17 protein-coding genes are annotated in these 26,217 nt (G+C 47.2%); 6 read left to right on the top strand and 11 right to left on the bottom strand.

The window, feature by feature from the left end; translation table 11 throughout:
* Positions 1-64: 64 nt before the first annotated feature.
* Positions 65-1,000 carry a VTT domain-containing protein gene (locus H8K32_RS16205; protein WP_186913594.1) on the top strand — a complete coding sequence of 312 codons (936 nt, stop codon included), beginning with the start codon at positions 65-67 and terminating at the stop codon, positions 998-1,000.
* An 88-nt stretch (positions 1,001-1,088) separates the two neighbouring features.
* Here the strand turns inward: H8K32_RS16205 and H8K32_RS16200 are convergent, their stop codons facing one another.
* From H8K32_RS16200 to urtA, 6 genes are all read right to left on the bottom strand, one after another.
* Positions 1,089-1,958, bottom strand: a complete 870-nt coding sequence (locus H8K32_RS16200; protein WP_186913593.1) for an urease accessory protein UreD — start codon at positions 1,956-1,958, stop codon at positions 1,089-1,091.
* An 86-nt stretch (positions 1,959-2,044) separates the two neighbouring features.
* Positions 2,045-2,743, bottom strand: a complete 699-nt coding sequence (gene urtE, locus H8K32_RS16195; RefSeq protein ID WP_186913592.1) for an urea ABC transporter ATP-binding subunit UrtE — start codon at positions 2,741-2,743, stop codon at positions 2,045-2,047.
* 42 nt (positions 2,744-2,785) lie between these two features.
* Positions 2,786-3,640 (bottom strand): urea ABC transporter ATP-binding protein UrtD, encoded by an 855-nt coding sequence (gene urtD / locus H8K32_RS16190; RefSeq protein WP_186913591.1) that lies wholly within the window; start codon positions 3,638-3,640, stop codon positions 2,786-2,788.
* Positions 3,637-4,722, bottom strand: a complete 1,086-nt coding sequence (gene urtC / locus H8K32_RS16185; protein ID WP_186913590.1) for an urea ABC transporter permease subunit UrtC — start codon at positions 4,720-4,722, stop codon at positions 3,637-3,639. The genes urtD and urtC overlap by 4 nt, the downstream gene beginning before the upstream one ends.
* Positions 4,719-6,314, bottom strand: a complete 1,596-nt coding sequence (urtB, locus tag H8K32_RS16180) for an urea ABC transporter permease subunit UrtB (protein WP_186913589.1) — start codon at positions 6,312-6,314, stop codon at positions 4,719-4,721. The genes urtC and urtB overlap by 4 nt, the downstream gene beginning before the upstream one ends.
* Before the next feature lie 125 nt (positions 6,315-6,439).
* Positions 6,440-7,693 carry an urea ABC transporter substrate-binding protein gene (gene urtA / locus H8K32_RS16175; protein WP_186913588.1) on the bottom strand — a complete coding sequence of 418 codons (1,254 nt, stop codon included), beginning with the start codon at positions 7,691-7,693 and terminating at the stop codon, positions 6,440-6,442.
* Positions 7,694-8,143: 450 nt separating this feature from the next.
* Here urtA and H8K32_RS16170 point away from each other — a divergent pair, with 450 nt between their 5' ends.
* A complete protein-coding gene (locus H8K32_RS16170; protein WP_186913587.1) occupies positions 8,144-9,256 on the top strand; it encodes a hypothetical protein in 1,113 nt (370 codons plus the stop codon).
* A 23-nt stretch (positions 9,257-9,279) separates the two neighbouring features.
* On the opposite strand, the gene H8K32_RS16165 is transcribed toward H8K32_RS16170, so the two are convergent.
* Genes H8K32_RS16165 through H8K32_RS16155 form a run of 3 tightly spaced genes read right to left on the bottom strand, consistent with a single transcriptional unit; the run spans position 9,280 to position 14,099 of the window.
* Complete coding sequence (locus H8K32_RS16165) at positions 9,280-10,854, bottom strand: FGGY-family carbohydrate kinase (protein ID WP_186913586.1); 1,575 nt, start codon at positions 10,852-10,854, stop codon at positions 9,280-9,282.
* On the bottom strand, positions 10,847-12,481 hold the full coding sequence (locus tag H8K32_RS16160; protein WP_186913585.1) for a glycerol-3-phosphate dehydrogenase/oxidase: 1,635 nt from the start codon (positions 12,479-12,481) through the stop codon (positions 10,847-10,849). Before H8K32_RS16160 ends, H8K32_RS16165 begins: the two co-directional genes overlap by 8 nt.
* Before the next feature lies 1 nt (position 12,482).
* Positions 12,483-14,099 carry an FAD-binding oxidoreductase gene (locus tag H8K32_RS16155; protein WP_186913584.1) on the bottom strand — a complete coding sequence of 539 codons (1,617 nt, stop codon included), beginning with the start codon at positions 14,097-14,099 and terminating at the stop codon, positions 12,483-12,485.
* 132 nt (positions 14,100-14,231) lie between these two features.
* Here H8K32_RS16155 and H8K32_RS16150 point away from each other — a divergent pair, with 132 nt between their 5' ends.
* The 4 genes from H8K32_RS16150 to H8K32_RS16135 all read left to right on the top strand — a co-directional run bounded on the left by H8K32_RS16150 (position 14,232) and on the right by H8K32_RS16135 (position 21,276).
* Complete coding sequence (locus H8K32_RS16150) at positions 14,232-15,290, top strand: AraC family transcriptional regulator (protein WP_186913583.1); 1,059 nt, start codon at positions 14,232-14,234, stop codon at positions 15,288-15,290.
* A gap of 356 nt (positions 15,291-15,646) precedes the next feature.
* Positions 15,647-16,678, top strand: a complete 1,032-nt coding sequence (locus H8K32_RS16145) for a M29 family metallopeptidase (RefSeq protein WP_186913582.1) — start codon at positions 15,647-15,649, stop codon at positions 16,676-16,678.
* A 294-nt stretch (positions 16,679-16,972) separates the two neighbouring features.
* Positions 16,973-19,075, top strand: a complete 2,103-nt coding sequence (metG, locus tag H8K32_RS16140) for a methionine--tRNA ligase (RefSeq protein WP_186913581.1) — start codon at positions 16,973-16,975, stop codon at positions 19,073-19,075.
* 377 nt (positions 19,076-19,452) lie between these two features.
* Positions 19,453-21,276 (top strand): aminopeptidase P family protein, encoded by a 1,824-nt coding sequence (locus tag H8K32_RS16135; protein WP_186913580.1) that lies wholly within the window; start codon positions 19,453-19,455, stop codon positions 21,274-21,276.
* A 123-nt stretch (positions 21,277-21,399) separates the two neighbouring features.
* Here H8K32_RS16135 and H8K32_RS16130 read toward each other — a convergent pair whose 3' ends face one another.
* Together H8K32_RS16130 and H8K32_RS16125 are read right to left on the bottom strand one after the other, a co-directional pair.
* Positions 21,400-24,969, bottom strand: coding sequence for a PAS domain S-box protein (locus H8K32_RS16130; protein WP_186913579.1), 3,570 nt, complete (start codon positions 24,967-24,969; stop codon positions 21,400-21,402).
* Entirely contained in the window at positions 24,969-26,117 is a 1,149-nt protein-coding gene (locus H8K32_RS16125; RefSeq protein ID WP_186913578.1) for an FIST signal transduction protein, read from the bottom strand. The genes H8K32_RS16130 and H8K32_RS16125 overlap by 1 nt, the downstream gene beginning before the upstream one ends.
* Positions 26,118-26,217 lie beyond the last annotated feature (100 nt).

The raw sequence follows: 26,217 nt of genomic DNA, 5'->3' as shown, positions 1-26,217 counted from the left end.
ACAAGAAGAATCCCATGTTAATCTGCACGTACTTTTCAACGTCCACAAACAAAGCCAATTCCCTATGACTGCCCATTGGCTCAACGACTTCTTTGCACATCACAGTACCATGCTGATTTTTTGCAATGTATTGCTGCAACAGCTAGGTATCCCGGTGCCGGCGGTGCCGACATTAATGCTCAATGCCAGTCAGGCAAAATCCTTACTCGCACTGGGCGGGATGTCGGCATCAGCGGTCGCGGCATCGTTGATTGCGGATCAGGTGTGGTACCAAGCGGGAAAAATATTTGGCTACAAAGTACTCAAACTGCTGTGCAAAATGTCGATTAATCCGGGCTCTTGCGTCAATCAAACGGAAGCACGTTTTGTCAAATGGGGGATGTGGTCCTTAGTGTTTGGTAAATTCATTCCTGGCTTCTCCATCGTCGCCCCACCAGTCGCAGGTGCATTGGGAATGTCCAGGGCAAAATTTCTCATCGCCTCAGCTATCGGAGCGGCTTTATGGTCTGGCTTAGCCCTACTGGCTGGCTATGCTTTGCAAGCGCAAATCAGTGCGTCTGTAGAAATATTGGCCGAGCATGGAATACAAATCGCTACCGTATTTTCTGTCATTCTGATCAGTTGGTTGGGATGGAAAGTCTGGCAGAAAAAACGTTTCGAACATTTGGCAAATATCCCTCACATCAGTGTTCAGGAATTAGCAGAATTAAGCGAAACAAAGACACCGTTCCAGGTCATCGATTTGCGCAGTCAGGCATTAATCAATGAAACTGGCATGTTTCCGCAAGCTTTAGTGCGCAACGTTAACAAGGTCGGTGAAGATCTGGGGCATCTGCCAGAGCAGCAATTAATCATCACCTTTTGCGCTTGTCCCGCTGACGCCAGTGCAGTGCATGCGGCGCATACGCTCAAAGCAATGGGGTTCACGGATGTGCGGCCACTGAAAGGCGGCTTTGAAGCGTTAAGTCAGACGCCCTGGATCGTACCTGCTAACAAATAATGCGTATCACGGGTGCAACCCGATCGAGTCTTACACTTGCCGATTTGGCAGATCGCGCCCGTCTTACATTCGCTAACTATCTAGTTGGCTACGTATTCCAAATTCTCGGAATCACAGCTACCTGCGCATTTATCACCGGACGCAAATGTTGCCACACCAATTGCAACCACTGTTTTGCCAGTTCGCTGGAATTACCCAGATAACGCGCGACGATGACGCCTTTCATTTGCGTCACACCACATAATGCATCTGCTTCATGCAAGTTGATCAAAGAACCAGTTTGCTCGCGCAATTGCTGTAACTGATCCGAATTCAACGACTTCCCACACGCCAATACCATGGCACAGACCGACTTGCCGTTGAGCCCCAGAGGACTTTGCATTGCACCGCTGCCACCACTGATACTACCTTGCTCATGCCAGATCATTTTGCCGTCACGGAAAATACTGCTGTTTTGGTGAATTTCACCTGTGTTGTAGGTTTCTTCAGAGGCAGTACGACCAAAGCATAAAATATCAGCGGCAATAAAACTGGCATTACCGGTCAGATGCACGGTCTGACTTAAATTGACCTTGGCGTCATCGAAGAAAATGGTTTCTTGCGGCAACCACTCCAGATGCGCGTTGTCGCCTACATGTAATTCAATCGTCTGAGCAGAGGTGTAGCCATTGCTGCGATACCATTTAGCAGCGCCTGGTGTCGTGATCAAGGCATGTGCATTCTCACCAACAGCGGCAGAAATTTGTAGTTGATCGCCGCCCACCACACCACCTGGCGGGTGTATCAAAATCGCGTGACAAATTGCGCTCCCCTCAGGATACAAAGGCTTTTGTACACGTAGCGGGCCACTATGTTTGCGCTCTATCAGGCGTGTTGTACCAGCATCATCAGCAAAGCCCAATTGCAGACTCGCATACCAATGCGTTTTCAACGGTGTGCTGAGTACAGCGTCCTTCATCGGTGCATTCATATAGAAAAATAGAAGAGTTTAGTGCAGCTGAGTCAGAAAATATTTTACCACTCAACTAAGCATCGACAGCTAACTTAAACCGCCAGATGACGCTTTACATCTTCACTATCCATACTACGTTGCGCACCACTCGCCACCACTTCTCCGCGTGACAGCACAATAAACTGGTCGGCTAATTCTTTGGCAAAATCAAAATACTGCTCGCACAAAATAATACCCATATCGCCGCGCTCGCGCAGCAACTTGATGACGCGGGCAATATCTTTGATGATGGAAGGTTGTATGCCTTCGGTAGGCTCATCGAAAATAATGACTTTTGGTTCCGCCAATAAAGCGCGGGCAATCGCTAACTGCTGTTGTTGGCCGCCCGACAAGTCACCACCGCGCCGGTGCAACATTTCTTTCAACACCGGAAAGAGTTCATACATCTCGCTCTTGATCACCTTTGCGCGTGCTGACGGCAAGCTGGCCATGCCCATGAGCAGGTTTTCTTCGACGGTCAGACGCGCAAAAATCTCTCTGCCCTGCGGCACATAAGCCATGCCCGCCTTCGCGCGTTGATGCGGGGCTAATTTGTTGATCGTCTGACCTGAAAATACGACCTCGCCTTCTGATACAGGCAATACACCCATCAGACATTTAAGCAAGGTCGTTTTACCCACGCCGTTACGCCCAAGCAATGCCAGACATTCTCCTCGCTTCACGTTGAACGAAATACCGCGTAACGTATGGCTGGAGCCGTAATGTTGATGTAGCTGTTTTGCTTCTAACATAAATTCCCTGACGATTACTATGCTATCTCTATGCAATCTGACTCAACGACCGAGGTAGACCTCAATCACGCGCTCATCAGCCTGTACTTGTTGCATACTACCTTCTGCCAGCACTGAGCCTTCATGCAAGACTGTCACCTTAGCTTGTTGCGCAATTTCTGTGACGAAGCCCATATCATGTTCGACGACCATAATCGAATGCTTACCACGGAGCTCGTTGAGCAACTCTGCTGTGCGGGCAGTCTCTGCATCGGACATACCGGCTACGGGTTCATCCAACAAAATCAATTTCGGTTCTTGTATCAGTAACATACCTATTTCCAACCATTGCTTTTGCCCATGCGACAGCAAGCCAGCGGGACGCGTAGCGTGTTCGTGCAAACGAATTAAATCCAATACCGCGGCGATCTTGTCGCGTTGCGTACTGTTGAGTCGCGCAAACAAAGTGGTTACAACGCGCTTATCCATTTTCATGGCGAGTTCAAGATTTTCAAACACACTGTGTTGTTCAAAAACAGTCGGACGCTGAAATTTACGACCTATCCCAGCATGCGCAATTTCTACCTCATTCATTTTGGTCAGATCCATGGTCTGTCCAAAAAATGCACTACCAGACGTTGGTTTGGTTTTTCCGGTAATGACATCCATCATGGTTGTCTTACCCGCACCATTGGGGCCAATAATGCAGCGCAATTCACCGACTGAAATATCCAGGTTCAAATGATTAATCGCCTTGAAGCCATCAAACGAAACGACGATATCTTCAAGATAAAGAATCGCGCCATGTGTTGTATCGACGCCAGCTTGCTTAATGCGTTGGTAAGAAACTCCCTGATCGCCGGTCGCACCGGCATATTGCTGCCCCGGGCGCAACACGCCACTCATGATGTAGCTCATGCAACCTCCGTGGCTTTTTTGAGTTTCGCCAGTACACCGAGGATGCCTTGCTGCATAAATAATGTGACGATAATGAATAGCAGACCTAATGCGTACAACCACAGATCGGGAAATGCCGCCGTAAACCAACTCTTCAACCCATTGACGGTAAAAGCACCAATAATAGGACCGAGCAAAGTCCCACGACCGCCAACGGCCGCCCAGATCACCATTTCTATAGAATTGGCGGGCGACATTTCAGAAGGATTGATGATTCCCACTTGTGGCACATATAATGCGCCAGCGATACTGCATAGCACCGCAGATAATGTCCAGACAAACAATTTGAACCACAATGGGTTGTAACCGATAAACATCAAACGCGATTCAGAATCACGCACGCCTTGCAATACGCGCCCCAGCTTCGAGGTGACAATCCAACGACACAACACCAAAGCGCTGACCAAACAACATAAAGTCATCAAAAACAAGACTGCTTTGGTAGCAGGTGCAGTTAAGCTAAACCCAAGCAGGCGTTTAAAATCCGTAAAGCCATTATTGCCACCGAAACCGGTATCGTTCCTAAAAAACAGCAACATAAAGGCATAGGTCATGGCTTGCGTGATGATTGAAAAATACACACCTTTGATACGCGACCTGAAAGCAAAGAAACCAAACACAAACGCGAGTATGCCGGGAACCAGAATCACCAAGGCCATACAATATAAAAAACTATCCGTCATCGCCCAATACCACGGATAAGTTTTCCAATCGAGGAACACCATAAAATCTGGCAGATCACTTTGATAGACACCATCATGCCCGATCGCACGCATCAGGTACATGCCATGTGCATAGGCACCCAAGGCAAAAAATACTCCATGCCCCAGCGATAAAATGTCGGTATAGCCCCAAACCAGATCAAGCGCCAGCGCAGCCAGTGCATAGCACATGAATTTGGCGACGATACCCAATACATAAGAAGATATATGCAAAGGATGTCCGTCTGGAAAACTCAGATTAAACACTGGCATGAGCATTCCGACTCCAGCTAACATCAATATAGCAATCCAGGTCGTACGTGGAAATAGCTGAGAAATCATTCGACACTCCTTCCTTTGAGTGCGAACAAGCCTTGCGGGCGTCGCTGTATAAAGATGATGATCATGACCAGTATCACAATTTTTGCCATGACAGCGCCAGCAACCGGCTCCAAAAATTTATTAATCTCTCCCAGCCCGAACGCGGCCAGTAATGTACCGGCAAGCTGTCCGACCCCGCCGAGTACGACCACCATGAAAGAATCAACAATGTAGTTTTGCCCCAGATCAGGTCCGACATTCCCTAACTGAGAAAGCGCAACACCACCGAGGCCAGCGATACCAGAACCCAAGCCAAAGGTCAGCATATCTATCTTTCCCGTTGCGACACCAACGCAATCCGCCATACGACGGTTTTGCATTGCCGCCCGCACGAATAATCCCAGTCGGGTTTTATTTAAAATCAACCAGACAACGGCGACTACTGCCAGCGCGAAGAAAATAATGACGATGCGGTTATACGACAACACCAACGAGCCGAGCACCGTGATACCACCAGACATCCATGATGGGTTTGCTACTTCGACATTTTGCGCACCAAAAATAGAACGCACTGTTTGCATCAATATCAAACTAATGCCCCAGGTACACAACAGCGTTTCTAAAGGACGCCCGTATAACCAACGTATGACGGTGCGCTCCAGAAAAATACCTACGAGGCCAGAAACAATAAAAGCACTTGGCACCGCCAGCAACAAATAGGCATCGATTGCTTGCGGGAAAAAATGTCGAAAAAACAGCTGGCAAACATAGGTGGTATAAGCACCTATCATCAATAACTCACCATGGGCCATATTGATAATACCCATCAAGCCAAACGTAATCGCCAGCCCGAGTGCTGCCAGCAATAAAACACTACCTAAAGAAATCCCATAGAACAAATTACCAATCACCTCGGTACGCGCCAGACGGGAATTTAAAGCGTGCAGCGTCGTCACGACTTCAATGCGAATACTCTCGTCAGGTTCAGCATAGCTACCATCTGGATTTTGCTTCAACATCGCTTCTAGTAAAGGTTTGAGATTGGCGTTATTAGTTTCTGCCAGACTTTTAATAGCCGCTTTACGCACCACTGGATCCGTTGATTGCAAGTTAGCACTGGCGATCAGTAATTGCAGTTGCACTTTGATTTCTGGATCATTTTCTTGTAAATAAGCGTGCTTCAATAACGGCAATTGTTCAGCACTTACCTGCTGTAAATCGTGCACCGCAGCGAGACGTGTTGCCTTGTCTTTTGAAAATAATTTCATGCCAGACAAAGCGTTTTCTATGGCGCCTCGCAAACGATTATTAATCACCAAGGCCTCTGCACTATCCGGCAAGCTGCTGGTTTTTCCGGAAATTAAATTGGTGACAGACTCCCCATCAACTTCATAGATAACATGATCTTTGAGATAGAGATTTTCATTTTTTAACGCGTTCAATACTTGCGCCGCCTCGTCATTGGCTAAGGCTGCCATGGTATTAACAGCCACTATGCGGGCATCGGGATCATCGCCTGCCAAATCGAGCAGCAAGTGTTGATCGATCGTCGCCTGTGCACTACAGCAAACGATCACTCCCAGCACTACGCCAAGGATTTTTTTTATGTTCATAGAAGAATGTGCGTTATACGTGCCATAGAAATGCAAGAACGACATCGAGTAAAAAATCGCACGCGACGTCAGTGCGTTACATCATCACTGACGCGCATGTTTTCTTCAAACGCTATCGTTATCAATTACAACTTTTGCTTACCTTCATTACCCGGGATGTATGGGCTCCAAGGCTGTGCACGTATTGGTTCTTTGGTTTTGTAGACAACGCTGAACTGACCATCGGCCTTGATCTCGCCGATCATCACTGGCTTGTGTAAGTGATGGTTCGTCGCATCCATCATCAACTCAAAACCTGATGGTGCTTTAAATGTCTGCCCACCCATGGCAGCAATGACTTTATCGGTATCCGTTGACTTCGCTTTTTCTACTGCTTGTTTCCACATGTAGATACCCACATAGGTCGCTTCCATCGGATCATTCGTCACCACCGTTGCTGCATTAGGCAATTTTTTGGCAACGGCATAGGCTTTCCATTTTTTGATGAATTCGGCATTCACAGGATTTTTGACCGATTCAAAATAATTCCATGCCGCCAGATGGCCGACGAGTGGTTTAGCATCAACACCGCGCAACTCTTCTTCGCCGACTGAAAAAGCGACCACTGGAACATCGGTGGCTTTCAAACCAGCATTACCAAGTTCTTTATAGAATGGGACATTGGAATCTCCATTAATAGTGGAGATCACCGCAGTCTTTCCACCCGCTGCAAATTTCTTGATATTGGCGACGATGGTCTGGTAATCAGAATGACCAAACGGTGTATAGACTTCATCGATATCCGTGTCTTTCACGCCTTTGCTATGCAAGAATGCCCGCAGAATTTTGTTCGTCGTGCGCGGATAAACATAATCGGTTCCGAGCAACACGAAACGCTTGGCGCCGCCACCTTCTTTTGACATCAGATATTCAGTCGCAGGAATCGCTTGCTGATTGGGTGCTGCACCGGTGTAAAACACATTTTTCTCTAACTCTTCGCCTTCATATTGCACCGGATAAAACAATAAGCTATTGAGCTCTTTAAACACCGGCAACACTGATTTTCGCGATACCGAAGTCCAGCATCCAAAAACGACAGATACCTTATCTTGCGCAACCAATTGACGTGCTTTTTCTGCAAACAAAGGCCAGTTGGAAGCGGGATCGACCACGACAGGTTCGAGTTTTTTACCCAACACACCACCATGTGCATTGATCTCGTCTATCGTCATCAAAGCAACATCTTTTAACGAGGTTTCCGAGATCGCCATCGTACCGGACAGCGAATGCAAAATCCCTACCTTAATCGTGTCAGCCGCCATGGATTGCGACATCCAACCGGTGCTAGTTAAAGTCATTGCTGCCAGAGCAACTGCTTTTAAAACGGTGCGACGTGTCATGATTTCTCCTGGTGATGGTTAAATACAAAAAGACTACGAGCTTCATCATCCAGTTAGCAGTAAGCGTGCCAGCTTGTGCAGCGCAATAAAATTTTCATGTGCTTTCGCCTTAGGACATCTCAGTAAATACGCCTATTGAAACTCACTCTATTAATCGGGGAGAAATAATCTTAGGAAATTTTATTGAGTGAAATTTTTCGTGAATTTTCTATTTTCACCAAAAAGATAGTGCATCGCACAAAGTCGGTGAGTAAAAGTACCTGTTACGGTGCAGCCGCCCTACTTGTTAGCAAAAGCAGCAAAATGCATCGAAGCATCACTGAAAAACTTACTCTGAGGAATGCAAATTTTTACAGCAGAAAGCTTACGGACAAGAAATCAAAATTCATCTCAAGCTTTTCATGCAACGGTCGATAATGAGGCGTACACACCCAAATTTTGGAGACTGGCATGATCATTAGTTCATCTCAGGTTGCAATGCAATCCGTTCAACATGTCAGGTCTCAGTTCAGTGCGAGACAAGAGCTCAGGATATTTGGCGGGGCGGCAAATGATGTGCCGGACAACTCGTCTTTAGTGCAAATATCCGATATCGGAAAGGCTGCACTGGCAACGTTTAATTTGGCCAATGGCAATTCAGGTATGGACTCTGGCCAGACATCAAGTAGTCCAAACTATGCAACCAATGCAACCAATTCATCCAATGCAACAAGCAGTAACAACGCTTACACCAGCATTGATCCGAAAATGCAGGCACTGATCGAGTTGTTGCAAGAAATATTTGGACAGACCATACACCTCATCAATCCAGCCGATTTTTCGCATACAGATCAAGCAACGGGCACCGCATCAACACCGACATCCACAGCGCAGGGCGGCGGCGCTATTTACAATGCACAAACCACCTTGACGCAAACAACCAGTACCAGTTTTAGTGCCGAGGGTGATATTGAAACCAGTGACCACCAGAAAATTCATTTCGACTTGAATCAATCGGTACAAACGATACGGCAAGAAACCCAATCTGTGACGATCAAGTCTGGCAGTGCCTTAAAAGACCCTCTGGTCATTAACTTTTCTGGCAACTCTGTTCAGTTAGGTCAACAGACGTTCTCATTCGATTTGAATAACGATGGCAAAAAAGTTACCATGCCGTTTATTCAAGGTGGTGGCTACCTAGCATATAACCCGGACGATAGTGGAAAAATCACCGACAAGACCCAATTATTCGGCCCAACAACAGGCAATGGCTTTACCCAGTTACAGTCTCTGGCAGATAGCTTTGGAAACAATAACGGTTGGATAGATCAAAGTAACCCAGCCTATAGCAAACTGGGGGTTTTAATTGAAGGCAGCAATGGCAAACCGCAGTTTATGAGTTTGCAGCAAGCTGGCATAGGTGCACTCTACCTCGGCAGCGTCAGTACGCACACAGCAATTGGCGATAGCAGCGGCAATGGTGGATCTTCCGGAGAATTAGAATCATCCGGCATCTATTTGAATAACAATGGCTCTGTAGGTAGCATGCAAGACGTTGAGGTCAACGTCTCCCTCGCAAAATAGTAACTAGCAACTAAAATCAAGCATTAATGCATCTGAGGATAACCAGTAATTTGCTGTATCTCTTTATACAAAGGCTGTAAGCGCGCGTACATTTTTTGGTAGACGCGATGGTAAAGCTCGTTGTAAATCTGGTGATGATGGGCAATCGGCTCAAACGTTTTTCCTATGCGAGTCATCGCACGGATCGCCGTATCAAAATCCGGATGCAGACCCAATCCAACAGCAGCGTCAATCGCTGCGCCCAGCCCTGATGTTTCATAGATATGTGGGCGTGAAGTCGGCAGGCCAAAAATGTCTGCAGTCAACTGCATCGCTGCGTCGCTTTGCGAACCGCCACCGGAAATACGTAATTCCGTGATTGCCACCCCACTACGTTTTTCTATCCGCTCTTTGCCTTCTCGCAAGGCATAAGCCAAGCCTTCGAGGATCGCGCGATACATGTGCGCCCTCGTATGCACGTCACCAAAACCGATCATCGCACCTTTTGCTTCTGGACCCGGCACTTTAATCCCCGGCGTCCAATAGGGTTGCAACATCAATCCCATCGACCCCGGCGGGACAGCGTTCACCAGCTCATCAAACAACTCTTCCGGCACCAGCCCCTGCGCAGCAGCTTGCAATTGTTCGTGATGACCAAACTGTTCTTTAAACCAGTTCACCATCCAATAGCCACGGAATATCTGCACCTCCGTGCTATACGAACCGGGAATAGCGGCAGGATATGGTGGTATGAATGGTGTAACTTCCAGATATTTTTTACTGGTCGTATTAATGGTCGCCGTTGTGCCATAACTGAGGCAACCGATATGTGCTTGTTGGCATCCGGCACCAATCACTTCGCATGCTTTATCGGCAGCGGCCGCCAGCAAAGGTGTTCCGGCTAAAATTCCGGTTTGTGCTGCGGCTTCCGGGGTAATGCTACCCATGATCGTTCCGGGCGCAACCAGTTCGGGCAAGGTCTCTGCTTTGATTGCCAGCGCCTGCCATTTCCAATCCAGTTTCCCTGCCCATTTCAAGGCTTTGTAATCGAAAGGAAGATAACCGACTTGCGAACCGATCGAGTCGATAAATTTATCGCATAAACGGTAATTCAGATAACCGGACAGCATCAGGTAATGTGCTGTCTTATCCCAAATATCTGGTTGATGTTCTTTAATCCAGTTAGTTTCTGCTTCACCTCTGAAAAAATTTATCGTATCGCTGACACCAGCAATTTTAAATGCAGTTAACCATAAGGGATTGACGGCTGGCACGACATCGGTGCGCCGTTGATCTAACCAGGTAATCGCCGGACGCAAGGGCTTACCGTGTTGATCAAGATTGATCATGGTGCCACGTTGCGTAGTCACCGCCACACCGTGCAGACTGGCAGGTGACACACCACTACTTGCCCACAGGCGCTGGCAGGCCGTACAAACGGCTTGCCAATAATCCTCAGGATGGTGTTCTGCCCAACCCGGATGATCGGAAAAGTAGGCTTCCAGATGCACTTGCGACTTGGCGACGATATTCCCTTTCAAATCAAACAGAATTGCCCGCACGCTTTGGGTACCGTTATCGATCGCTAAAATGTATTGTTTTTCTATGTGATTATTCATTGACTAGCCAATCTTTGATTGTTGACTTTGGGGGCAAGGCATAATTCTTTTTCCACAATTCCAGATACGCTGCTTGTTCAACATTCCAGCGCGTGTCATCCCACTTTAATTCGCCTTGGCATATAGTTCGTATGCGTGGCAAACACTCTACACCACCGTTCTTCAACAACAAACCAAGACGCGTGCGGCGCAGAAGCAAATCTTCTAATTGCAGCACAGATTCGTATCTCGCCGCCCAACGCAATTCCACCCACATGGTTTCTGTACCAGGGATGAGTTCCAACTCATGCTCGCGGGCAGAAGCAATAACTTCTGGAGCGAGTCTGCCGTAGTGACCGAATAAGCGATCGCGTTGCGAACGCGGCAGGTCTAATTCCAAATGACTATTGCAATTATTTCGTGGATTATCAAACAAAGGCGTGATACGTAAATCGGGACGCCATTCTGGTAACAAGGGTGCCAGATTTTTCAAAGCATCTAGTGCAATCAATCTGAAGGTCGTGAGCTTTCCGCCTGTCACAGTGAGCAAACCTTTTTCCATCCAGACCGCATGATCTCGCCCTTCTTTGGATGGATCTGCTTTACCGGTATCAATCACAGGCCTGACGCCAGCATACGTAGCGATAATATCGTCAAGCCCCAAAGCCAGCGACGGAAACTGAAATGCCAACGCCTCCATCAAGTAAGTAACTTCATCTGGCGTAATTACCGTTTCAGTTTGCAAATCTGCGTGATGATCTACATCTGTCGTACCGACTAGCGTCACGCCTTCCCACGGATACACAAAGACAGGGCGACCGTCACGGGGGTGCATCAGGCTCACCGCTTGGGCAACGGGCAAGCGCCATCCGGGCATGAGCAGATGACTGCCGCGCAGAGGACGAATTTTTCCGTTGAGTTCTTTTGATAAACGCAGCCGATCTGCCCACGCACCAGTGGCATTGATGATGCTGCGCGCCCGAATCTGGTAGTCTTGTCCTGTGATGGTATCGTTTGCCTGCACACCTTTGGCCAGCTCATTCACGTAGTCAATCTTCGATGCGGCCAGATAATTAATGGCCGTTGCCCCCAGGCTTTTCGCCTCTTGCAGCACGCGCATCACTAAACGTGCATCATCTGTTTTGGCATCGTGGTAGCTGAGACCGCCTTTTAAATTCTGACGTCCGATATGCGGCGTCATCATAAGAAATTCATCGGTCGGGAAATAATGCCGTGCCGTTTGGCGCGCCATTTTGTCGTAAATCGCCAAACCCAGCGCAAACATCCAACGACCAGGTTTGCGGCCTTGATAGTCGGCAAAGGCAAAACTCTGATGATCAACTAATCCATGCGCATCCTGCATCAACGCTTGTCGTTCCCGCACAGAATCACGAGTCAGGTGGAATTTACCTTCTTTCAGATAGCGCAAGCCACCGTGTACCAATTTAGAGGAACGGCTAGACGTCCCCCAGGCAAAGTCACGCTGTTCTATCAACAAGGCTTTTAAACCGCGTCGTGCGGCTTCGAGCAAAATACCAGCGCCAGTAATACCGCCGCCGATGACCACGAGGTCCCATGGCAGCCCTTGATTCGATAAAACGGCACCAAGATCACTACGCTCATCGCTATCCCACACTGATGAAGCCATGCTAGTTTTCCTTTGGGGAAGATAATTCAGGTAATAACTTTCCGGGATTCATGATGCCATCCGGATCGAAATGTTGATATAGATGACGTAATGCGGCAATACCCAGCTCGCCTTTTTCCTCATGCAAATACGGCGCGTGATCGCTACCGACGCCGTGTTGATGACTGATGGTGCCACCATGATCAACAATGGCTTGCGATGCCGCTGCTTTGAGTTTTTTCCAGCGCTTCAAATCCCGTTCGTAATCGCCGGTAAGCCGATAAACAAACGTCGTGTAGACGCTGGCACCTTGCGCATACAGGTGCGACAGATGGGTATAAGTATGCAACTGCTCGCCGTCACTTGCGAGTGCGCTGGTGGCTGCGTATTCGATCGCTTGCATCATACCTGCCACTTTAGGCCAGTCACATGCTGTTTCAACGGTATCAATCGCGTATCCTTGCTGCCATAAGGTATTGCGCAGATAGACATTTTTAAATCGTCCCTGCTTCCATTTGTGCCCCATGGTTTGTCCGACATGCACGCCACCGTGTGCCTTGCCTAACTTCAATGCATTGTTGATCGCATGACGGACATGTGGTTTGTCGCCACTTGCTCCCAGCAAGAGCAAACATTTTTTATCACCGCAATGACGTAGTGCCAAATAGGTTTCAAGTAAGCCAATCAGCTTTTTATGGCCCGCTAATTTAAGACTGGTCAACGTTTCAGTGGAATTGGAAAGGCGCAGCATCGACAAAGGCAATTTCGCTTGCGCAATGCTACGCACGGCTTGTTGCGCTTTATCCCAATCCGGAAAAAATACCGCATGAAACTCTTCAGATGCAGGCAAACGACTGATGCGAACGGTGACCTCAGTCAAAATACCGATCCGGCCTTCAGAGCCCAAAATGATTTCACGTAAATCAGTGCCTGCAGCCGAAGCGGGAAATGTCGGTATATCCAAACGTCCAGCTGGTGTCTCTATGCGCCCGCCAGCAAACAATTGCTCAATACGTCCGTAACGTAACGACTGTTGACCCGATGAACGTGTTACCACCCATCCACCGAGTGTGGAATATTCAAACGATTGTGGAAAATGTCCCAGAGTATAACCATGGGCGCGTAATTGCGCCTCCAGATCCGGGCCAAATACACCAGCACCAAATGTCGCCAGTTGCGCTTCTTTATCAAGATTGAGCAATTGCGCCATGCGTACCATACTGACGCTCAGTACAAGCTGGTTACTGCGAGGTACTGCTAGATGACCAACCACACTGGTGCCACCACCATACGGAATCAAAGCGACATCATGACGGCTCGCATAATCCAGTAATTGACGGACCTGCTCGCTGCTTTCAGGAAAAGCCACACCATCCGGAAACTGTTCAATCCGGCCGAATCGCATCTTCAACCAATCCGGCAAACTCTGGCCCAAACTATGTTGCACCCGCACCTCCGGACTGGTATCAATCAATGGATGCGGTGTTAAACGCGACGTCGGTACACTGGCGATGACGCTAGCTTTGCTGGCATCCTTTTGCAGCACACCCTGCCCGATGCGTTCTTGCAAAAAACCCAGTGCATCAGCATTCACTGCAAATTCGATACTATCGTCACCCCAGCCGTTCCATCGTCGCATACATGCCCTTTTGAATTGATCTGTGGGAAATTTACACAAATGACGCAGATTTCCCTTGTTATACTTGTCGGCTAGCTTACCTAGCGTAGCAACACACGTATTGCGCTTTTATGACAAGGATCTTGTGGAAATATGCCAAACAACCTGACCAGTTCTTTGCACCGCAGCCCGCCTGACGGTCGGGTAGCAGCTGCGTATGTACAACCACTATTGGAACTGGTCACAGAACGCGGCCTATCTTTAATCGCGCTGGCGGAAAAAGCGGAATTGCCACCGCAGTCGCTAACTAACATGGGCGAAAGCATCGCAGCCAGCGCTTACGTGCGTTTGCTCGACGCTGGTGCGGCGCTATGCAATGACCAGCACTTTGGTCTGCATGTGGGTGAGCGTGTCAAACTTGGTACCTACAATGTGTACGGCATGATTTTGATGAGCTGCAAAGATTTCCGGCAGGCATTCCAACAGACGATGCGCTACGAAGGATTAGCGCATGATCTGGGGCGTTCAGTATTAATTGAAAATGCCACACAGACCGAATACCAATGGCATAGCCACTTCCCGCACGCCAGCCGACATCTGGCCGAAAGTGTGTTTGCTGGAATCCGAGTATTTGGCAACTGGTTTGCTGGCACGACTTTACCTGCTGTTCCAGTATTTTTCAGGCACAGCGCACCATCGGACATCAGCGAGCATCATAGAATTTTTGGTGCAGACGTCGTTTTTGGAAAGCCACTTGATTGCTCAACGTTTCCAACGGCGCTACTGGACTGGGCCGTTCCCAACGCAGATGTCAGCATGTACCCCCTGCTTCAGCAGCATGCGGAACAACTTTTAAAACAAAAGCAAGCTGCGGAGCATGACGGTAGCATCATGGCCTTAGTGCGGGTCGCGATTCGTAAAAACTTATCACGCGATCTGGCGCGCTTACCTACGATCGCACTGGAATTAGGTGTCAGCCAAAGAACATTGCAACGTAAGCTGGCCGACGCAGGCTTCAGTTTTCAACAGTTACTCGATGAAACCCGCCTCTCCGTCGCGCAAGAGTATTTAAGGCAAGCAGCGTTCAGCCTCTCAGATATTGCGTTTATGCTTGGCTATCAAGAACAAAGCGCGTTCCAACATGCGTTTAAGGAATGGACAGGCATGACGCCTAAGTCTTATCGTGATCAACAATCAAAACGTAGCGGATAAAAGTTAAATGCGGAGACTGGTTTCCCAGCTCCGCATTCATGTCAGGACGGCGGCTTGTCCACTAAACGCAGACAAAGCACACCTCGCTGCCGTCATACATATCAGTTGTATGTACAGCAGGTACGAAGAATCATATCAAAAAAATATGACATTGGCATGACTAAAATCAAGAAAATAAGTATTTTTTGGTATCAAAGTTACATCTCAACGTAGCAAATCGTAAAATACGCAAAAACCATGACAGGGAGCCTTGCATACCACTCTGGTAAAATGCTGGTCCGGCATTCGACATTTCGATGTTACTAAGAAATGTGCCCCGCTCACTACGTAATCCGCTTATTTTTAAGAAATACCTCATGTCATCACTCAGCTCCAACTTTGAAACCCGTGTCGCCAACAGCCACGCACATTTACAAAACGTGCTAGAACATGCTTTTCAACATACGGCTGCACACAAAGCGGTTCTGGTATATGACGAAAGTTGTGAATTAGCGCGGGTATTAGCAAGCGCCTATCGTCTCTGCCTGCCGGAAGCCCTGTGTATCAACTTTGATGAGACAGCGCCCTCTGATATTTTAGAAACGCTGGCTACACTGCAAAGTGGCGATCTGGCGATTCTGGTGCAGTCTACAAATTTCCGGCTGGAAGCCTACCGATTGCGGGTCGAATTATTTAAGCAGGGTCTGAAAGTCATCGAACATCCGCATCTGGGACGCATGGAAGGTGCTGAAATCGATTATTACATTGATGCCCTTGCCTATGATCCGGATTACTATCGGGTGGTCGGTCGTAAGCTGAAAGAAAAAATTGATCAGGCCAGCCACGGCGTAGTAGACAGCGACGGTGCGCAATTGATTTTCAGCGGAAAATTTGAACCCGCCAAGTTAAACGTCGGCGATTACAGCGAAATGAAAAACGTCGGCGGCCAGTTCCCAATCGGTGAGGTATTTACCGAATCAGTCAACCTGGAAGATGTCTATGGTCGGGTGCGCGTATTCATCTTCGGCGACACCACGTTCAGCATTAATCAGCCTGAAACACCAATCACCTTGATCATAGAAAAAGGCCAGGTCGTTGCCACTGAAGATTCCACACCAGAATTTGATCAGGTATTGACCAACATCCGGGCGGACGACGGCGTGGTCTGGGTCAGAGAACTCGGTCTGGGGATGAACCGCGCCTTCAACAAAGAGCGCACGGTGCGTGATATTGGTACTTATGAACGCATGTGTGGCATTCACTTGTCGTTGGGTTCTAAGCACGGCAGCTATGCCAAACCCCATATCAAACGCGGCGAAGGCCGTCACCACGTGGACGTCTTTGCAGTGACAAAATCAGTCAAATTTGGTGACGATGAAGTGTATCGTGATGGGCAATGGGTGGTCTGATACGAGCCGTATTTAACGACAAGATGTGCTCCCCTACGACGTTAAAGGCTATTTTCAGAGTCAAATCAACAACACATTAAAAGTAGCTTGAGCGTTGTTGGTTGCCGTAGAAAGGTATTTTCTGCACGATCAGAGAATCAAGGCAGCGGCTTTACCTCAATATTTCGCCTAAATTAGCGCAAAAATAATCGTTTATGCCCTCTGAGCGCAGACTTCTGCGCTGACGGGTGTTCTCTGTCAGAGATTCGCTGTTAAAATAATGCCCTTGTCCGTTAATCCTAAAAGTGCATCAACATGACTCGTAAGCTGTTCGTTACCACTGCTCTTCCATACGCTAACGCGCCCTTCCACCTTGGCCATATCATGGAATATATTCAGGCTGACGTCTGGGTAAGGCATCAGCGAATGTCGGGTAACGAGGTACACTTTGTTGGTGCTGATGACGCGCACGGCGCACCGATCATGATTGCCGCTGAAAAAGCAGGCATTACGCCACAAGAATTTGTGGCACAGATTGCGGCTGGCCGTAAGCAATATCTGGATGGCTTCCATATTCAATTTGACAACTGGCATTCTACGGATGGCCCTGAAAACCATGCTTTGTCACAAGACATCTATCGTAAATTAAAAGCTGCTGGTTTTATCACTAGCAAGACGATAGAACAGTTTTACGATCCGGTAAAAAATATGTTCTTGCCTGATCGCTACATCAAAGGCGAATGCCCAAAATGTGGCGCCAAAGATCAATATGGCGATTCTTGCGAAGTGTGCAGTGCTGTGTATGCGCCAACGGAAGTTATCAATCCTTATTCCGTCCTGACTGGTGCGACACCTGTCATGAAGTCTTCTGAGCATTTTTTCTTCAAATTGTCGGATCAGAAGTGCGTTGACTTTCTACGTGGCTGGGCTTTGCAAGACAATCGCTTGCAGTCAGAAGTTGCGAATAAATGCAAAGAATGGCTGGAAGGCGAAGGCGGTCTGGGCGACTGGGATATCAGCCGCGATGCACCGTACTTTGGTATTGAAATTCCTGACCAACCAGGCAAATACTTCTATGTCTGGCTCGATGCGCCAGTCGGTTACCTCGCTTCATTAAAAAATTACTTCGGCAAAACTGGTCGTGATTTTGATGCGTTTATGGCAGACCCGACGACCGAGCAGATTCATTTCATCGGTAAAGATATTACCTATTTCCATACGCTGTTCTGGCCAGCAATGTTGAAATTCTCTGGCTATAAAACACCTGACAATGTGTATGCGCATGGTTTTGTGACGGTATCTGGCGAAAAAATGTCGAAATCCCGCGGCACGGGTATTTCACCTTTGCGTTATCTGGAAATCGGCATGAACCCAGAATGGCTGCGCTACTACTTCGCCGCCAAACTGAACGCAAAAGTCGAAGATCTGGATCTGAATCCCGATGACTTCGTGGCGCGTATCAATTCCGATCTGATTGGCAAATACATCAACATCGCTTCACGCGCCGCTGGCTTTATCAGCAAGCGCTTTGATGGTGTGGTTACCACTGACTGGGCACATGCAGATGATGCATTCCTTGGCAATTTGTACAAAGCGGCACCAGAAATCAAAGCCTTGTATGAGGCGCGCGAATATGGCAAAGCCTTGCGCGCTGCCATGGAGCAAGCCGATCTGGTCAATGCCTACGTGGATGCCAACAAGCCTTGGGAACTGGCGAAAAAACCAGAGAACGATGCCAAATTACAAGAAGTATGCAGCCGCCTGCTCGAAGCTTTCCGTATTCTGACGATCTTCCTGAAACCAGTATTGCCACAGCTCGCAGCTCAGGTCGAAGCACAACTGAATATTGCGCCATTGCAATGGGCTGATGTGACGGTAGCAATGCCGCATCAACATAAGATTCATCCTTATGCACACTTGATGCAACGTGTAGATCCTAAGATTTTTGATCAATTGTTTGATGCGCCGGTAGTGGCACCTGCCACAACTGCTGCGCCCGTTACTACGGAGGCTTCTGCTGTCGCCAATACAAACAGCACAGTTGCTGGTAACCCGAACGATATCGAGCCGTTGGCAGAAGAAATCAAAATCGATGACTTTGCCAAAATTGATCTGCGCATTGCAAAAATCGTCAATTGTGAACATGTTGAAGGCTCAGACAAATTATTACGCCTGACTTTAGATGTCGGCGAAGGTCGCACCCGCAATGTATTCTCTGGCATCAAATCAGCATACCAACCTGAACAGTTGATTGGCAAATTCACGGTGATGGTCGCCAATCTGGCTCCACGCAAAATGAAATTCGGCATGTCTGAAGGCATGGTACTGGCAGCTTCCGCCGCCGATGAAAAAGCCAATCCAGGTCTGTACATCCTCGAAGCCTGGCCAGGTGCACAGCCTGGTATGCGCGTAAGATAAGTATACCTTACACTGAGTAATTAGTTCTCATAAATTGGCGGTCCGAATAGACAATTCAGACCGCCAATTTTTTTATGTCTGCGTGTTTAAAAAGTACAGCGGTATTTTCTTGCCACTTCAATAAGTGCAAAATCTGCACGGCGGGTGCAGCCTTCGCTGAGCTTACCGATTAGCTTATATTGGTAGGTTGTACCCGCCCTTGGCTTTCAGCATTAAATTAGGCGCATCCAGAAATTTTTCCACTGCAATTCAGAAGTTATGCGTGAATACTTAAGAAAATGACGAAATTGGCATATTCGGCGCATCAAAATTCACTTCAAGTATACTAGTCCACTTGAATAAGCATTTGTAGATACGTACTCCTGAAAGAACATGTCATGAACAGCCCAAGCAGCCCTAACGCCATCACCTCGTCGATTCCTGCCCGCTTGCTGCAATTGCGCAGCGCCATGAAGCAACATGGTATTGATGCCACCATCATTCCTTCTGCAGATCCGCATTTATCTGAATATCTACCGGATCGCTGGCAGGGACGTAGTTATTTTTCAGGCTTCACGGGTTCCGTCGGCACCTTGATCGTAACAGCTGATTTTGCTGGCTTATGGGTCGATAGCCGCTACTGGAGTCAGGCAGAAAAAGAACTTGCGCCAACTGGCATACAGATGATGAAAATAGCGTCCGCTGGCTCAACCGCGCATATAGACTGGTTGACGGAATCGCTCCTGGCAGGACAAACCGTTAGCGTTGATGGCATGGTGCTGGGGCTCATGACTGCACGGCTTCTTGAGCAAAATTTAAAAGCCAAAGCAATACATTTAAAAACGAATATCGACTTACTGCAAGAAATCTGGAGCGACAGACCTGGCTTACCCTCGTCACCGATTTTTGAACATCTTGCTCCGTTCGCGGTCATTTCTCGTCAGGAAAAATTAGTACTGGTACGCGAACAAATGCGCGCCAAAGGCACTGAATGGCACTTCGTTTCAACCGTCGATGATCTGGCGTGGCTATTCAATTTACGCGGCAGCGATGTCAGCTATAACCCAGTATTCGCGGGACACGCATTGATAGGAATGAATGACGCAACTATCTTTGTAGCGGACGACAAAATACCTCCTGCTTTACAAGCAATTCTTGCGCAAGATCATGTCAAGATCGCCAGCTACAATAACGCAGCAGATGCACTTAAAGCTTTGCCAGCCAATAGTAGCATTCTGATCGATCCACGCCGTATCACACTAGGATTTCAGCAAGCGATTCCAGCGGGTATGCGTGTAGTCGATGCGATCAATCCCTCCGTTTTTATGAAGTCACGCAAAAATGCACAAGAAGCAGCATTTATCCGTGAAGCCATGGAACAAGATGGCGCCGCCTTGTGCGAATTTTTTAGTTGGTTAGAAGGTGCTTTAGGTAAAGAGCGCATCACTGAACTCACCATCGATGAAAAAATCTGTGAGGCACGTGCACGCCAACCCCACTTTATTTCACCAAGCTTTGGCACTATCGCTGGCTTCAATGGCAACGGCGCCATGCCGCACTACAGAGCGACACCAGAATCACACGCAGTCATTGAAGGCGATGGCTTACTGTTGATCGACTCTGGTGGTCAATATCTGAATGGTACGACGGACATTACCCGTGTCATGCCTATTGGAACAGTTTCAGAGGCACAAAAGCGTGATTTCACGCTCGTTCTGAAAGGGATGATCAATTTGTCCAGAGCAGTGTTCCCACGTGGCACACCATCACCGATGCTGGACTCATTGGCACGGGCTCCGATCTGGGCTGAAGGTATCAATTATGGCCACGGCACTGGTCACGGTGTTGGCTACTTCCTCAACGTTCACGAAGGCCCACAATCGATTTCAGCAGCTCTTCCGGAAGCACATACCGCAATGGAAGAAGGCATGATTACATCGAATGAACCTGGCATTTATCGCCCTAATCAATGGGGTGTTCGTATCGAGAACCTTCTGCTGAACATTTCTGCTATGCAAACTGAGTTTGGTGAATATTTACAATTTGAATCGCTGACCCTCTGCCCTATCGACACGCGCTGTATGAACATCGGCATGTTGAGAGAAGATGAAATTAAATGGATCAACGGTTACCACGCACTGGTATTTGAACGTTTAAGCTCACGCGTTTCAGGTGCCGCACTGAACTGGCTAACGGAGCGTACTCAGGCAATCGTCAAATAAAATCTACACTCACTAAAAATGCCACAGCGGTTATTCAGCTGCGGCATTTTTATTAAATGACATACGCAACTGTGATGCAAGCGGGACAATTTTGGAAGATAAATTGACCTAAAAAAATGCTCATTATTCAGAAGCCAGATTGGCGTAAGCATCCAGAAATTTTTTCAATTCCACGGTCAACAGTTTTAATTCTCCAGCAATTTCAGTCAGTAATTCTGATGTGCCTTCGAAATTCTTATCCTTACCTTTCTGCTCTAACTTAAAGGCTAATTCCTCTATGGGATAAGCACAAAAATTACCCACGACGCCTTTCATCGTATGTGCGGAGCGATGCAAGAGTTCTGGATCCTTAGCTGTGACAGCATCAGAGAGTTCTGCAATATACTTATTACACACGTCAAGAAATGAATGTCCAATAATGTGAACAATCTCTGAATCCGCTGATTGCAAAGCATGTGCATAATCAAAATGGGGGAACTCCGCTGTGCGCTCATACGATACTTCAGTCATGTTTATATTCCTCTCTATTACCATCGGTGACGCGAGCTGCTGGTACTGACTCAAGAAGTTTTGCAAAAGTGCGGCTTTAATCGGTTTGGATAGGTAATGATCCATCCCTGCGTCAAGACACCTCTCCCAGTCACCGGGCATTGCATTTGCAGTCATAGCAATGATAGGTGTATGTTTGCGATCTTTTTGCTGCACCTCTAACGATCTTATCTGTTGAGTTGCTTCTATTCCACCCATTTCGGGCATTTGCATGTCCATTAAAATCAGATCAAAATTTTCTTGCTGAAACTTCTCCAAAGCGACCAGACCAGTCTCAGCAAGCACAGCGGTATGGTTCCATTTTTTCAACAAAGACAAAACCAGCTTTTGATTGACCAGATTATCTTCAACTACCATTATTTTTAACGGTGCCAAGCCAGGCGATATTTCCGAAGCCGGCACTTGTTTTCTGATACCTCGTGACGCATTGCCGGACATAGCGGTAACAATTGAATCCAACAGCTCATGCTGACTAACAGGCTTAGTTACGTAATCTCGTATTCCCATATCCCGACATTTACGTGCATCATCCGGTGACCCCGCAGAAGACAAGACAACGACTTTTTGCCGTACACAACCATTAACGGCTTGTAGCTCCTGTATAAAATGGAATCCATCCATCTCTGGCATGCAGACGTCGAGAAGAATAAGATCAAAACAATTTTCACCTACTTTTTCGTCAGATAGTCTCGCCAAGGCATCAGCACCGGAACTCACTGCAACCGTATGCATACCCCATTTTTTTAAAGTGTCTGAGAAAAAATGTCTGTTAATCGCATTATCGTCAACAATTAACACTCTCAAACCAGAAACATTTGGCACTGCAACTTCAGATATAAAGCCTACGCCCTCTTCAAAGCGAGCGGTAAAATAAAACGTACTCCCCTTACCGAGCACGCTATTGACCTCTAATATCCCGTGCATACTTTGCACCAGACGAGAGGAAATAGTAAGCCCGAGACCGGTACCACCATATTTACGGGTCGTCGATGCATCGGCCTGGCTAAACGCACTGAAAATACTTGCTTGCTTATCCAAAGGGATACCAATACCGTGGTCCGTCACCGAGAAGTAAATATCGAGCGATTCCGTGCTTTGATGGACAAGCTGAACGTCAAGGATAATTTCACCTTGCTCACTAAATTTAATGGCATTCCCAACTAAATTAGTAATAATTTGATGCAAGCGCCCGGGGTCACCAAGAATAACATCAGGAATTGCACCGTCAATTTTATAAACTAACTCGATGCCTTTTTGAGAAGCTCGGATTGCCAACGCCTTAAGGCAAGAGGCAAGTAACTCACGGATTTCAAAATCGATCTTTTCAAGTACTACTTTGCCCGATTCAATTTTGGAAAAATCCAAAATATCATTGATGATGCCGAGTAAAGAATAAGAAGAAAATTTAACTAACTCGAGATATTCTCTTTGCTCAGGTGCAAGATAAGAATCCAAAGCCAGTTCGGTCATTCCTATGATGCCATTCATGGGCGTTCTGATCTCATGACTCATCATGGCCAGGAATTCACTCTTGGCGGTGTTGGCCGCCTCCGCATCTTCCTTTGCCTGTATCAATGCAGACTCAAATCGCTGACGCTCAGTAATATCACGACAAGAACCATAGATGCTGCCATCGGGAAGTAAAGCAGCATTTAACTCCACTGGAACTAATTCGCCATTTTTCTTTAATAGTGAAATTTCTATACGTATAAATTTTTGTTCTAACAGGCGATGCAAGAAACTTTTTTGTATTTTTTCACGCTGTTCGCGAGGAAGTAAATCATAAATACTTTGACCAATTAACTCTTCCCTAACGTAACCTAACATATTAAGCGCAAGGTCATTCACATAGGTCCAACGCTCTTGTGTATTGGCGACAAACACTGCATCGGCGGCGTGATCAAGTAACATGCGTTGCTTAGTTTCACTTTCGCGTAGCGCCTTATCAGCTTTAATCCGACTGGAAACATCTTGAAAAGCCGCCACCGATCCAACAATAATGCCATGTTCAAAAATAGGCGAAACAACAATCGCTACCGGAAACAAAATGCCGGATCGGTGCTGAAAATACTCCAACTCTGATCGGAATACCTTACCCGCTGACACTGCCTGATCAATTGCGCAGTCTTTCATTTCCACACAGCGACCATCTGGTTGAATCGCATGAATAAGGTCATGCATACGCTGACCAAGTAGCTCAGAGGCGTGATAACCGAGTATTTTTCCTGCCTCAGGATTTACGAACGTACAGAATCCTTTGGCATCGAGGGTATAGACGCCCTCCCCAAGGGTATCCATGACGTTTTGCAACAATTGCTGGCTAGTCTGAATTTTTTCACGTAAGCGTAACTGCTCAGTAATATCAGTGCGAATTGAGATGTATTGATAAGGCTGATTATCCTGATTCAGGAAAGGCACGATGGTTGCATTGGTCCAATAAAATCCTCCTTCTTTATCGACATTGCGGATTTCACCATGCCACACATTACCGGATTGAATGGTGTGCCACAGATTTTGGAAAAATTCTTTGCTGTGGAAACCAGAATTGACGATGCGGTGATTTTGACCGATCAATTCTTTCGCTTCAAATTTACTGATGGTGCAAAATTTTTCATTTGCATAGATCAAGGTGCCTTTTGCATCTGTGATGCTGACAATAGCATGCTGATCAAGCGCAAATTTTTGTTTTTCAACCTCTGCTAAGGCACGTTGAACATCTTTTCTGGCGTCGAGTAACTCGGTAACCAGGCCGGACAATAATTGCGACAAGCCTTCAAGACTACGATCATCATCAAGATGTTTACCCAATTGAGCAAGAACTTGATTGGTGGTATTGCGTAAAGTTACCAGCACCTGCTGACGTGCCTCAGCATCTTGCCTTAAGGTTTCATTCGCCTGACTCAATTCATTGGAACTCAACTCCAGACTAAGTTTTCCCAACGCCAAATCGCGATCGGCCTGATGGTAGGTTTCCTCAACATGCGATAAAAACTGCCGGAAACCTGCAAGCGCGTTTTTTGCTGAAGCACTGATTAACTCAGTAGACGCCAGCGTTTCAAATTCTGACAATACAGCTTCAAGTTGAACTTCATCTGCGATGCCAAGCAACCTTTTGTACTGGCGTGAAGATAGCTTGTGTGGCATCAGCTTAACTCAGCCAAATAGGTTATGGTCATCGTCTGATTATGTAGGCTACATGCTTCCAACTTATATCCGGGGCAAATCTCACCGTTCGAATAAAAACCACACAGGACTGTATTTTTTCCCAGGATGTCCTGAACAGCTTCAACCTCTTCGTCGACGCGTCCACCCATCACTAATTTTCGCCCTACACAACTAACCAGCAAACCCAAACTCTGTCCGCTTGGGCTTGGTAAGCCATCTACTGTTGCATGCGCTGCCATTTCAGCCCCATCGACCAAATCATTGGTATGCGCGTGCATTAAACGCAGGTAACCGTCGGGGTTAATCGCACCAGCTAAAATCAAACTTCCATCACCTTCGTTGATGCCAAGAATAGTGCGTATTTGCCCCAATGATTCGCGACTATCACCTAGCATTTCGAATGGGAATAACAAACCCGAACCAGGCAAATCCTTTGCATAGTCGCCCAAATAGCGCTTATACACATCGAGTGCAGGATTGCCATCAAGTTCATATAGAACGTTACCCACACATTTTGTTACTTTCCTGGTTGGACCAAAAGCCCTCCACCCGCCGAAGCTACCATGTGAGAACAGTAATTTTTCGCCTTTCAAGCCAATTGCTACGACATCAGACGTCGACACACCTTGAGGTGAAAGAATGAACGTTTTAGAAAATGCCCCATCATCACCAGCCAAACCACCGGTAACCGGCAAGCTGGTCCCAAGAACATTCACCATTCCCTCAATCAAGGCGCTACCATTGATATTTACCCCTTGCCCGAACAACATAACCGCCTTTAAATCTGACGATTGCAATTGATGTGCCAATACCTTACCGGCCTGAAAGGATGCATCCATCTCCTTGAGTTCAGCCGTTGCCACCTGAAAACTCGCTGATTCAAAATGTATTGCCGTAATGATTGATGTCGAATTGCTGACTACCGCGGAAGATATTTCCCCAGCCGTGGTGCAGCCGACCATCTCTGCCGCAGGAAACGCAGATTTCAGTATTCGAAAAAAATCCGGATGAGAAAAATGCTCAACGCAGCCAAAGACCAGTATTAACTGCGGAGAGATTTCTGCTAAGTGCGATAGCTTTCCAACGATCCCAGAAATATCCTGAATTGCGATTTGTGATATTTTCATATTCAGCTCACGAAATTGAGAGATTTGACGCAGACCATGATCTACATCGTTTTTGCATAGGGTATTGCCACAGACACGATAAATTTTGATAATTTTTGAA

This window comes from Cognatundibacterium jejuense (assembly GCF_014284255.1).
In the GTDB taxonomy this organism is placed as follows: Bacteria; Pseudomonadota; Gammaproteobacteria; order Burkholderiales; family Burkholderiaceae_D; genus Undibacterium; species Undibacterium jejuense.
Note: the sequence above shows the minus strand (reverse complement) of the source record. Positions and strands in the feature narration are given on the sequence as shown.

Excerpts from the sequence above, each read along its gene's own strand:
- H8K32_RS16145 (WP_186913582.1), top strand. The coding sequence starts at position 15,647 with ATGTCATCACTCAGCTCCAACTTTGAAACCCGTGTCGCCAACAGCCAC.
- H8K32_RS16165 (WP_186913586.1), bottom strand. The coding sequence starts at position 10,854 with ATGAATAATCACATAGAAAAACAATACATTTTAGCGATCGATAACGGT.
- H8K32_RS16135 (WP_186913580.1), top strand. The coding sequence starts at position 19,453 with ATGAACAGCCCAAGCAGCCCTAACGCCATCACCTCGTCGATTCCTGCC.
- H8K32_RS16130 (WP_186913579.1), bottom strand. The coding sequence starts at position 24,969 with ATGCCACACAAGCTATCTTCACGCCAGTACAAAAGGTTGCTTGGCATC.
- H8K32_RS16150 (WP_186913583.1), top strand. The coding sequence starts at position 14,232 with ATGCCAAACAACCTGACCAGTTCTTTGCACCGCAGCCCGCCTGACGGT.
- H8K32_RS16125 (WP_186913578.1), bottom strand. The coding sequence starts at position 26,117 with ATGAAAATATCACAAATCGCAATTCAGGATATTTCTGGGATCGTTGGA.
- H8K32_RS16160 (WP_186913585.1), bottom strand. The coding sequence starts at position 12,481 with ATGGCTTCATCAGTGTGGGATAGCGATGAGCGTAGTGATCTTGGTGCC.
- urtA (WP_186913588.1), bottom strand. The coding sequence starts at position 7,693 with ATGACACGTCGCACCGTTTTAAAAGCAGTTGCTCTGGCAGCAATGACT.
- metG (WP_186913581.1), top strand. The coding sequence starts at position 16,973 with ATGACTCGTAAGCTGTTCGTTACCACTGCTCTTCCATACGCTAACGCG.
- H8K32_RS16170 (WP_186913587.1), top strand. The coding sequence starts at position 8,144 with ATGATCATTAGTTCATCTCAGGTTGCAATGCAATCCGTTCAACATGTC.
- H8K32_RS16200 (WP_186913593.1), bottom strand. The coding sequence starts at position 1,958 with ATGAAGGACGCTGTACTCAGCACACCGTTGAAAACGCATTGGTATGCG.
- urtE (WP_186913592.1), bottom strand. The coding sequence starts at position 2,743 with ATGTTAGAAGCAAAACAGCTACATCAACATTACGGCTCCAGCCATACG.
- urtC (WP_186913590.1), bottom strand. The coding sequence starts at position 4,722 with ATGATTTCTCAGCTATTTCCACGTACGACCTGGATTGCTATATTGATG.
- urtB (WP_186913589.1), bottom strand. The coding sequence starts at position 6,314 with ATGAACATAAAAAAAATCCTTGGCGTAGTGCTGGGAGTGATCGTTTGC.
- H8K32_RS16205 (WP_186913594.1), top strand. The coding sequence starts at position 65 with ATGACTGCCCATTGGCTCAACGACTTCTTTGCACATCACAGTACCATG.
- urtD (WP_186913591.1), bottom strand. The coding sequence starts at position 3,640 with ATGAGCTACATCATGAGTGGCGTGTTGCGCCCGGGGCAGCAATATGCC.
- H8K32_RS16155 (WP_186913584.1), bottom strand. The coding sequence starts at position 14,099 with ATGCGACGATGGAACGGCTGGGGTGACGATAGTATCGAATTTGCAGTG.